This is a genomic window from Roseateles sp. GW821-FHT09H11, from assembly GCF_059415845.1.
In genome coordinates, this window is record NZ_JBWKOA010000004.1 from 117,818 (window position 1) to 128,404 (window position 10,587).

Sequence of the window (10,587 nt, forward strand, 5' to 3'; positions counted from 1 at the left end):
CGAGCCTCCCGCCATGCCCCTCTTCGACCCCGCTCTCTTCAACACCCTGCCTCGCCTGCAACCCGTCGACCGATCCCGGGTCGATGACGCGCTGGATCCGCATCACGGCTTGCTGACACTGTTCGTGCGCGAGCTTCCGCCCCGCGTGGGCGGATCACCGTCCGGCGACATCCAGTTCGCCGCCGGCACGAAAGACGCCCTCACGGCGTGGGCGGTGGACGTCGTCGTGGACGCCCTGCCCCGCAAGGGTCTCTCGCTCGCCCAGCTGCAAGGCATGTGGACGTCGATGCTGTCGGGCATGGTCGAGTCGATCCTGACGGCGGTTCGCACCGCCGATTTCTCGGGCATCGCCGACGCCGCGCAGGGGCTGGGCAGCATGCTCCAGCTGGGCCAGGATCCCGGCGAGCCGCCACGCCTGTGCCGCTTCACCTCCGACAACGGCCTCTCGCCCGCCCCTGCCAAGGCGACCGAGGTCGTGCTGCCGCTCTCGGAAGGCCTGCTGCTGAAGCTGCTCGACGTGGCTCTGGCCTCAGCGCGGTCCGCCAGCCCCGCCGGGACCACGATCGGTGTGCGCGCGCGATTGCAGGCGCTGAAGGCGCTGCTCTGCGAGCAGCCGCTCAAGGTCGACATGAGCCACGCGCGCACCCTGTGGCGGACGGAGGCGTCGCGGCAATCGCCCGCGTTCGAGGCGATCCGCGACGTCGTCTCGGCGCAGGAGCGCCTGGTGCGCCGCGGACTGGTGCCCGCGACCCGGTTCGTCTCCCCCGGCCCGACGCCCGCCTCGCCTCGGACGCCGGAAGATCGCGCGCTCATCAGGGCCCTCCAGGCCGCAGGGACGGACCGCCCCGCCGGGCAGGTCGCCCAGGACACCCCGGCCCCGTGGAGCGCACAGAGCGTGCCTGAACCCGGACCCACGCCGTCCGACCGCGAGCGCGGGTCCTGGGTGTTCCAGCCCGACCGCCATGGATCCCGGGCGACCCTCCACGTCGATCCGCTGCCGGCGACCGCTTCCACCGAAGACATCGCCAGCCAGGACCGGCAGTTCCGGCTGCTCCGCGATTTCGTACTGGTCCGCCTGTTCCAGGAGGGGGTCACGAATCGGCTCGCCGTCACGCTCAAGGGCGATGACATCCTGGTCGGAGAACTGCCCGTCGCCACCCGATCCCGCCGCGGCGCATGGATCCCGGACCTCGACGCCATCAAGGAGGCACGGAGCGTGACGACGGTCATCGAGCGGCCGTCCACGCACTCGACGATCGACCAATGGTGGGACGGCAACGCGTACCGGTTCTTCGAGCCGCGCATCCGTGCGACGGAGGTGCGGCAGCTGCGCCTGTTCCTCCAGATGAGCGCGGACAGCTCGAACCTGGCGCTCGAGCGATACCGCTACCCGGACGAGGCCGTCTGGGTCCAGATCGATCGCCACGGCCATCAGCGCATCGTCGGCGGCGAGGCCCTGCTGTCACGCCTCACCTCGGACACGCGGGTGAAGCTCGAGATCGAAGGCCACGACAGCCTGAGCGACACGGGGGCGCTCGAGTTCGAACACTACGCCCCCGCGGCGCTCATCGACCGGGTGAAGACGGCGTTGCGCGAGCTGGGGATCAGCCGGACCGCGAGCCAGGTGACCTTGCGGTCCTGCGCGCTCGTCAGCCGGGCCGCCCCTGGATCGTTCGCCGAGCGCTTCCTGGAGGCCGGCGTCGAGCAAGGCCTGCTGACCGGCGACGCACAGGTGACCGCCTACTCGGAGCTGCTGGGGTTCGTCCTGAACCGATGGGACTGGTGGATGGCGCCGCTGTTGCGTCCGGACGTGCCCCGGGTCACGATGCGCTTCCTCGGCGCCGCCGAGGAACGCCATGCCCCTGGCAAGACCTGGATCTACACGCGCGATCCGACGACCGGTCGGATCGCGCGCCGCGACAAGTACCCGGCCGCCCCCGGTCAGCGACCGGCGGACACGGTCTATCGGGAAGCGTCGGCGATCAGCCTCGAGCGCTGCACCATCCTCGGCGCGGCAGGACGCGTCATCGAGCGCCTGCGTCCCACCGCGCGCCATCACCTGCTGCCCGCGACGCCCGACGCCGCCGCTTCGACGCTGAGCTTCTTCGACGAGTCGACCGGCGCGACCGCGGCGATACCGGTCGACGATGCGGCCGAGGCGCGGCTCGTGGACGCCTACCTGCGGCAGCTGTCCATGCTGCTCGACGAGATGCCGGCCGAGACGGCCCGCGCGATGTCCACGGAACCCGTCGGCGCCCAGGCGCCCGACGGCCTCAATGTGGGACTGCTCGCGCTGGCGCTGAGCCAGCTCTCGCGGACCTCACCGGCGGAATCCCCTTACCAGGCGGCCGTCACCTACCTCGGGATGACGCAGGGGGCGGCCTTCCTGGGGGCGGATGCCGCGACGCTGGCGCACATGATCCGCACGACGATGCAGAGCACGGACGCGGCCGTCGTCTCGGGTCTCTCCCAGGCCACGGCGCTGCTGACCAAGGGCTTGCGCGGACTGGGCTCGGTGCTCCAGGCCGGTGTCGTCGGCCTGGACATCAAGAACCTGGTCGATGCGATCGCCTCGGGACGGGCGTCCGCGATCGGCGTCGCGGGCACGCAGCTGGGTTTCGACATCGCCGGACTGGGCCTCCTGGGCGCCAGCGCCATCGCGGCCCTGGCCGGCTTCACCCTGCTGTCCACCGGCCTGAGGGAACTGGCCGTGCCGCTCGCGGGCATCGCGATCGGCGTCACCGGCCTGGTGCGAGCCGTCGCCGAAGAGGAGGAGCGGCTCAACTTCAATCTGCAACCCCTGCACGGGATCGACGAGGGGTACGACACGCCGCTCCGGTCGCTGCCCGCCGGCAGCAGCAGCAGCAGCAGCGACAGCAACAGCGGCGGTGGCAGCGGCGGCGACCGGCAGTTCCTGGCCGTCGCCGGCTGGGCGCCGGTGAACCGCATCGACTTCGTCAAGGGCGAGGTCGGCTTCGACGACGCCACCATTGGGGAGACCTCGGTCCATCTCTCCGGTCTCTACACGTCCGGCGGCCATGCGCATGACTGGAAGATCAACGACGGGTCCGACGCCCAATTCGCCAAGTCGCGCGAAGGGATGGACTTGGATCTGTGGTCCCTGCTGTGGAAGCCGGGACGCGCGATCCGTCCGGTGGCCGCGCTCACCGGGGAGCAACGGGATCCGTCCCGCATCCTGGTGCTGGCGACCAGCCCCGCGGTGGACATCGACTTCGAGGCCTATTCCAACAGCCGCGCCGGCGGCGATTTCTCCGTCCTCGGCGATGCGCGGCTGGACCGGATGGAGCGTCGCAGCGGCGGGCAGTTCGTCGGCGACTACGTCACCTCCAGCAGCATGGCCAAGTCCGCCGATGTGTGGCGCTACGCGTACCGGAAGAGCGCGCTCACGGTCGTACTCGACCAGCAGGCGCGACTGCTCGCGCTGCCGGGTCGCGCCGGCCTGGACGACGCGCGCTTCACCTTCAGGAACCACGACGGAGAACCGGATCGCGGCATCCACCCGCTGGACCAGTCGCTGGTGGACTGCCGGCTGATCGGCGGCGGGGGTCAGGTCGTGCTGATGCTGCCCGCCGACGGCACGGTCCGCAACCCGGTGACGATCGTCCCGTCCGCGCGGCCCGGCGAATCGTGGACCGTGCTGCTCGACGGCGCGTTGAGCGCCGGGGGCAAGGCCTTCGAGTTCCTCGACGGCCATGGCCCGGGCAAGCGTGCGGGTAAGGGCGAGGGCGAGGGCGAGGGCGAGGGCGAGGGCGAGGGCGAGGGCGAGAGCGAGGGCGAGAGCGAGGGCGAGAGTGCCGCCATCGGCTTCAGGCTCAACGGACAGACGATCCGGTTCGAGTCGATGCCACGCACGCCCGTGACCGTGGTCGACCCCCGGCAGCCCGAACTGGGCGTGTGGCTGGACCTGGGTCGGAAGCGGGCCGCGCTGGTGGTCGATCTCGGTTATTCGCCTTACGACATCGATCCGGCGGCAGAGGTTCGAACCCACCTCGACGCGTTGGGCCATCGCCTCCTGGAGGGCGGGTTGACCGCGCAAGTCCTGCCACGACGGGATGAGGGGCTGGTGCTGCTGACGGCTCAGACCGACGCGGTCGACGCGTCGATCCCCGGCGATGACGTGCGCTCCACGCCGGGTCTGCCGCAAGACCTGGCACTGGCGGGCGCGAGCCGCCGCGCGCCGCTCGGCGGCTACGTCGATCTCAAGAGCGGTCATGCGGTCCTGCAGGGCGATCAGACGCTCTGGATCCACGACCCCGCGCCCTCGCTCGCTCCCGCTGCTGCTCCCACCGCCACAGGCCGCGGCCGAACCGCGCGTTGGCACCGGACGACGACGGCGGGCGACGACCGAGGCGTGTCATCCGTCAGCCACGCGCCATTCCAGCCTTCGCCGGATCGAGGCGCCTTGCAGCGTGCCGAGCGCAGGACGCTGCTCACCGATCTGAAGCGCTTCACCGCGCAGGCGATGGACGGTGGTCGACCGTGGGTGCCTCTCGGCGACACCCCGGCGCAGTCGCGCGACTTCGTGTTCCGCCTGCGCCGCGCCGGCGTGGACATCGTGATCGACAACGGCGATTCCCCAAGAGGCGTGGACCGGGGCAGCGTCCAGGACCGCTACGACGCCAACGCCGACGCGCTGGCGCTGTTCACGGAGGACCTGCGGCGGCTGATCGAGATCGACGACTACCTGACGCCGAAGTCGCGCCGGCGCGGAGACGCCACACCGCCCGAGCCCTTCTCCCGCACGCTGATCCAGGGCGACGGGCGCGAGATCGACCTCTCGTCGACGCTGCGCAGGCGGGACATCGACGAGGCCGTGGTCCTGCCCGAGGTCGACGAAGCGCCTCGCCGCCTTCGCCTCGACGAAGAGGCCGGCGCGGACATCCGGTCCGCCTACAACGGCCCGGACCTGCTCGTGTTCGATGCCGCCCGGCCAGCTTCTCCCCTGATCCGCATCCGCGACGCCCTGCTCGTCGGGGGCCACGCCTCCGGCCACGTGCTGATGCCCGATCCGGCGTTGACGATCTCCCGGCGCGTTCCCGGGACGGCGACGGCAACGGCAACGGCAACGGCAACGGCAACGGCGACGGGGACGGGGACGGGGGCTGCCGCGATGTCGACGACGACCCCGATCTCGACGGCACTCGCCTTGCCCACCGAGCGTCTCGACGTCCCGATCCTGACGCTCAGGGATCGTCGTCTGTCGCTGGCGCGGGACGGCGGCGACCTCGTCGCGCGATCGGGCGACGGATGGGACGAGCAACGTCTGCCGTGGTTCTTCGATCCCGACGCGCCGGGCGGCGACGCCGAGGCGTCCCGCACGGACCGCGCGCTGTTGACGCGGATCCGCCAGGACGATGGATCGTGGTCGTTCGGCGAGCTCGTCAACGACAACCTGCTGGACATGGTTGCAGCACAGGAGCACGTCGGCCGCTCGACCGGACGCTCGATCGACTGGTCCATCGCCACCGACGACGACCCGCGCGCCAGGGTGCCCCGGCTGACGATGGACAAGACCGGTCACGTGACCGCGGCGACCTTCCGGTTGCAGGCGCTCCGCTTGAACGCCTTCATCGCCGGCATGCCGGCGGAAGGACGTCCAGGGACTTCAGACCTGACCCTCCCGCCGGCGCCTCGGGTGTCATCGTCGGCGCTGCTCGTGCCGCAGCACGGCTGAAGTCGTCGGAACAGGCGCGGCTGCGGTAGCGGCAGCAGCGGCGGCAGGGTGGGATCAGTCCGCCTGGATCTTGGCGGACGAGATCACCTTGCCCCAGCGCTGGAACTCCGCGTCCGAATGCGCCTGCAGCTGCTGCGGGTTCATGTAGTCCGCAGTGGCGCCGAGCTCGGCGGCCTTCTTCTTGAACTCGGGCGTGGCCATGATCTTCTGGATCTCGCTGGTCAAGCGGTCCACCACCGCCTGCGGCGTCTTGACCGGCGCGAACACCGCGAACCACGATCCCGCATCCAGGTTGGGCAGCCCCGCCTGCGCGGCGGTCGGCACGTCCGGCAGCGAGGACAGGCGCTCCTTGCCCGTCACCGCGACCGCGCGCAGCTTGCCCGCCGCGATGAAGGGCATGAACGGCGGCGGCGTGCCGAAGGTCAGGTCGACCTGGCCGCCCAGCAGATCCTGCAGCGCCGGCCCCGTGCCCTTGTACGGGACGTGGATCATCTGGATGCCGGCCTGCTGCTCCAGCATCACGCCGGTGACGTGCTGCAGCGAGCCGTTGCCCGAGGACGCGAACGACAGCTTGCCGGGGTTCTTCTTCGCATAGGCGATCAGCTCGGCCGTCGTCTTCGCGGGCACGCCCTCGCGCAGCACGATCAGCTGCGGCGCGGTCAGCACGTTGGCCACCGGGCGCAGGTCCTTCAGCTCCCACGCGCCCTTCTGGATGTGCGGCGTGATCACGTGATACCCGGAGTACTGCATCAGGATCGTGTAGCCGTCCGGCTCCGCGCGCTTGGTGGCGACGGCGGCCAGCGCGCCGCTGGCGCCGGAGCGGTTGTCCACCACGACGGTCTGGCCCAGCGCCTTGCCCAGCGGCTCGGCCAGCATGCGCGCGGCGATGTCCGTGGTGCCGCCGGGCGCGGCGCCGACCAGCATGGTGATCGGCTTGTTCGGATAGGCCTGCGCGTGCGCGGCGGTCATCGGTGCCAACGCAGCAGCGGCGATCGCGAGCAGCGCGAAGGCGGGAGCGGCCACGGCGAGGCGGCGGCGGATTCGGTTCATGGTCTTGTCTCCGGGAAGCCGCTCGTGGCGGCGTTGTCGTTGGGGGTGAAGCGGGAAGTCGTGCGGGGTCAGACTTTGAGGGGACCGTTCGGCGGGTGGGAACTCAGGCGTCGCGGGCCAGCGCGCGTTCGCGGATCGCGTCGAAGTCGCGCGGCCGCGGATGCAGGTCCAGCCGGCGGCCGGCGCTGACGATCTGGCTCGGCACCGCGTGGCCGATCAGTGGCGGCAGGCGCTTGGCCGCGGCGATCAGGCGTTCGAGGTCGACGCCGGTGTCGCAGCCCATGCACTGCAGCGCATGGACGATCTCCTCGGTGCAGACGTTGCCGGTCGCGCCGGGCGCATACGGGCAACCGCCGATGCCGCCGAGCGACGCGTCGAAGCGGTCCGCGCCGGCGTCGATCGCCGCGATCACGTTCGCCAGGCCCATGCCGCGCGTGTTGTGGAAGTGCAGCGTGAGCTGGGCCTCGGGCCAGCGCTCGCGGAAGGCGCGCACCAGCGCGACGACCTGCGTCGGATAGGCCATGCCGGTGGTGTCGCACAGCGTCACGCCGCGCGCGCCGAGGTCGTCCAGGAAGTGGCCGCACCAGCCGAGCACGGTGTCGACCGGCACGTCGCCTTCCATCGGGCAGCCGAACGAGCACGACAGCGACACGTTCACCGCGATGCCGGCCTGGTGCGCCATCGCGGCGACCTCGGCCAGGCCGGCGAAGGACTGCTCGCGCGTCATCCGCAGGTTGGACAGGTTGTGGCTCTCGCTGGCGGACATCACCAGGTTGAGTTCGTCGGCCCGGGCCTCGATCGCGCGTTCGGCGCCGCGGACGTTGGGAACCAGCACCGTGTAGATCACGCCCGGCTTGCGGACGATGCCGGCCATCACCTCGGACGCGTCGGCCAGCACGGGGATCGCCTTCGGGGAGACGAAGGCAGTGACCTCCACCTTGGCCAGGCCGGCGTCGGACAGCGCATCGACCAGCGCGATCTTCTCGGCCGTCGGCACGAAGGTCGTCTCCGCCTGCAGGCCGTCGCGGGTGCCGACGTCCTGCATGAAGATGCGGCGGCCGGCGCCGGTCCAGACATCGGACGGCGCGCGGGCTGCCGCGCCGGTGGCAGCGGAGAAAGCAGCAGAGGAAGGGGAAGAGGAAGCAGTCATCGCGGAGCCTTCAGGAAACGATCTTGCGATCACGGAGCGCGGCGATCTGTTCGGCGGTGAGGCCGATCTCGCGCAGCACCTCGTCGGTGTCGCCGCCCAGGCGCGGCGCGGCGCGACGCACGGCGCCGGGCGTGCCCATCAGCTTGGGCACGATGCCCGGCACGTCGAGCTCATGGCCGTCGCGCGTCTGCTGTTTGATGATCATGTCGCGGGCGCGGAAGTGCGGGTCCTCGACGATGTCCTTGGCCGTGTACACGCGCCCGGCGGGCACGCTGGCCTCGGCGAGCGGCGCCAGCACGTCGTCGACGCTGCGCGTCGCGGCCCACGCGCCGATGGCGGCGTCGATCTCCTCGACGCGGGCCACGCGACCGGCGTTGTTGGCCAGCGCCTCGTCGTTGGCGAGGTCCTCGCGGCCGATCACCTGCATCAGCCGCTTGAAGATCGAATCGCCGTTCCCCGCGATCAGCACCACGCCGTCCGCGCAGGGATAGGCGTTCGACGGCGCGATGCCGGGCAACGCCGAGCCGGCGGGACCGCGCACGGCGCCGAAGGCGCTGTACTCGGGGACCAGGCTCTCCATCACGTTGAGCACGGCTTCGGTGAGCGCGACGTCGATGACCTGGCCGCGTCCGCCGTTGACCTTGCGGTGGTAGAGCGCGGTCAGCACGCCGATCGTGCCGTGCAGCGCGGCGAGCGTGTCGCCGATGGAGATGCCGCAGCGCACCGGCACGCGGCCGGGTTCGCCGGTCAGGTGGCGCAGGCCGCCCATGGCTTCGCCGATCACGCCGAAGCCCGGCAGGTCGCGATACGGCCCCGTCTGACCGTAGCCGCTGATGCGCAGCATGATCAGGCCGGGGTTGGTCTTCGCGAGTTCCTCGTAGGACATGCCCCAGCCTTCGAGCGTGCCGGGGCGGAAGTTCTCGATCAGCACGTCTGCTTCGGCAATCAGTTGCCGGGCGATGTCCTGGCCGTCCTTCTGACGGAGGTCGAGCGCGATCGAGCGCTTGTTGCGGGACTGGACCTGCCACCACACGGAGGTGCCGTCCTGGATCATGCGCCAGTTGCGCAGCGGGTCGCCGCTGCCGGGCGCCTCGATCTTCACGACGTCGGCGCCGAAGTCGCCGAGCGTCTTGCCGGCGAACGGGCCGGCGATCAGTTGCCCCATCTCGACGATGCGCAACCCTTGCAGGGCCTGCAGACCTTCCATGCTCGATGTCTCCTGTTTATGGAGACGGATTCTGGGAAGGTCCGCCTCCGGTGGGAATGACGGAGTGGCGGCGCCAGCTTTCACGGATCGCGAAAGCGGGGTGGGGTTGCCCCCTAAATCAGGGTGACGAGCTGCCGCTTGACCCTCAGTTTCCTGACCGCTTCCTGCGCTTGCTTCACCTTGGTTGCGGTGGCCCGCTGCCGCTGACTCTTCCTGCGTGGCAGCGTCAGCGGGTTGATCGTCGGCAGAGGCGCCATTGAGTCGAACCACGACTCGCGCCCCAGCACACGCATCACCACCAGCAATGTGCGTAAGGTCGATCCAGCTCCCTTTTCGAGATTGCGCAGCGCTCGGACGCTGATACCCGAACGCTCCGCCACCGTCGCCTGATCGAGGTTGCGTTGAAGACGAAGCAATCGGATCTTCTCGCCAATGCCCTTTTCGAGTTCGTCATCGGTGAGCACAGATGAAATTCCTTAAGCAGCAAAACTCTGCCGATTGACTGGGCGCGAGGCCGCTACCGGCACGATGCTGCCGATTGCAGGCACGAGTCTTCTCAACGGCTCTCGCACAGATGATCGATGAACACCCGCACATGCCTGGGCAGCGCATCGAGGTCGCGCACGCCGATGAGCAGCGTGCGGTCGGACCAGCCCTCGTCGAGTCCGACGCGCCGCAGGTTCAGCGGCTTGAGCAGCGGCTCGACCGCCACGTCCGGCAGCACGGCGATGCCCATGCCCGCGGCGACCATGCGGCACATCGCGTCGAAGCTGCGCACCTGGATGCGGTTCTTCAGGCGCCGGCCGAGTTTCTCGGTCTCCATCTCCAGGCGCTTCTGCAAGGAGGTCGCCTTCGCCAAGGTGACGAAGTCGTGTTCGACGGCCTGCTCCCACCGCACGGTCTTGCGTTTCGTCAGCGGATGCCCGGCCGGCGCGACCAGCACCAGCCGGTCGTGCCGGTAGTTCAGGACGTGCAGGCCCAGCGCCGGCGTGCGATCCGCGAAGATGCCGAGGTCCGCGCGGCCGTCCAGCACTGCGACCACGATCTCGTGGCTGTCGGCTTCCTCGAGCTCGATCCGGATGCGCGGGTTGTCGCGCACGAAGGCCGACACCTGGGCCGGCAGGAACTGCGTCACCGCCGAGGTGTTGGCCCACAGCCGCACGACGCCGGTCAGGCCCGACGCATAGTCGGACAGGTCGGCCGTCATCTGGTCCACGTCGCTGAGGATGCGCTGCGCGTGCTGCTGCAGCGCCAGACCCGCGGCCGTCAGCGTGACGCCGCGCGAATGCCGCTCCAGCAGCGTCGTCCCGAGCGAATGCTCCAGGTCGCTCAGGCGCTTGCTCGCCGCGCCGACCGCCAGCGCGGCCAGCGCCGCCCCCTTGCTGATGCTGCCCGTGCGGGCCACCAGGCTGAAGAGCGACAGCGAGACGAGATCGACGCGATGCAGGTTCATGGCGGAGGGAGTATCCGTCCGCGCCGCCGCCG

At 70.4% G+C, this 10,587-nt stretch carries 6 protein-coding genes; 1 reads left to right on the plus strand and 5 read right to left on the minus strand.

The features are described 5' to 3' along the window. Positions 1-13: 13 nt before the first annotated feature. On the plus strand, positions 14-5,695 hold the full coding sequence (locus AC07PR_RS14600) for a TcdA/TcdB pore-forming domain-containing protein (RefSeq protein ID WP_495135710.1): 5,682 nt from the start codon (positions 14-16) through the stop codon (positions 5,693-5,695). A gap of 54 nt (positions 5,696-5,749) precedes the next feature. Here AC07PR_RS14600 and AC07PR_RS14605 read toward each other — a convergent pair whose 3' ends face one another. The 5 genes from AC07PR_RS14605 to AC07PR_RS14625 all read right to left on the minus strand — a co-directional run bounded on the left by AC07PR_RS14605 (position 5,750) and on the right by AC07PR_RS14625 (position 10,555). After that, entirely contained in the window at positions 5,750-6,745 is a 996-nt protein-coding gene (locus AC07PR_RS14605; protein WP_495135711.1) for a Bug family tripartite tricarboxylate transporter substrate binding protein, read from the minus strand. A gap of 103 nt (positions 6,746-6,848) precedes the next feature. Then, the gene (locus tag AC07PR_RS14610) at positions 6,849-7,790 is read right to left on the minus strand and encodes a hydroxymethylglutaryl-CoA lyase (protein ID WP_495135962.1); all 942 of its coding nucleotides are present in this window, start codon (positions 7,788-7,790) and stop codon (positions 6,849-6,851) included. Between the two features lie 115 nt (positions 7,791-7,905). Beyond that, positions 7,906-9,102, minus strand: a complete 1,197-nt coding sequence (locus AC07PR_RS14615; protein WP_495135712.1) for a CaiB/BaiF CoA transferase family protein — start codon at positions 9,100-9,102, stop codon at positions 7,906-7,908. A 113-nt stretch (positions 9,103-9,215) separates the two neighbouring features. Continuing rightward, positions 9,216-9,566 carry a helix-turn-helix domain-containing protein gene (locus AC07PR_RS14620; protein ID WP_495135713.1) on the minus strand — a complete coding sequence of 117 codons (351 nt, stop codon included), beginning with the start codon at positions 9,564-9,566 and terminating at the stop codon, positions 9,216-9,218. A gap of 92 nt (positions 9,567-9,658) precedes the next feature. Further along, positions 9,659-10,555 (minus strand): LysR substrate-binding domain-containing protein, encoded by an 897-nt coding sequence (locus AC07PR_RS14625; RefSeq protein ID WP_495135714.1) that lies wholly within the window; start codon positions 10,553-10,555, stop codon positions 9,659-9,661. Positions 10,556-10,587: the final 32 nt, after the last annotated feature.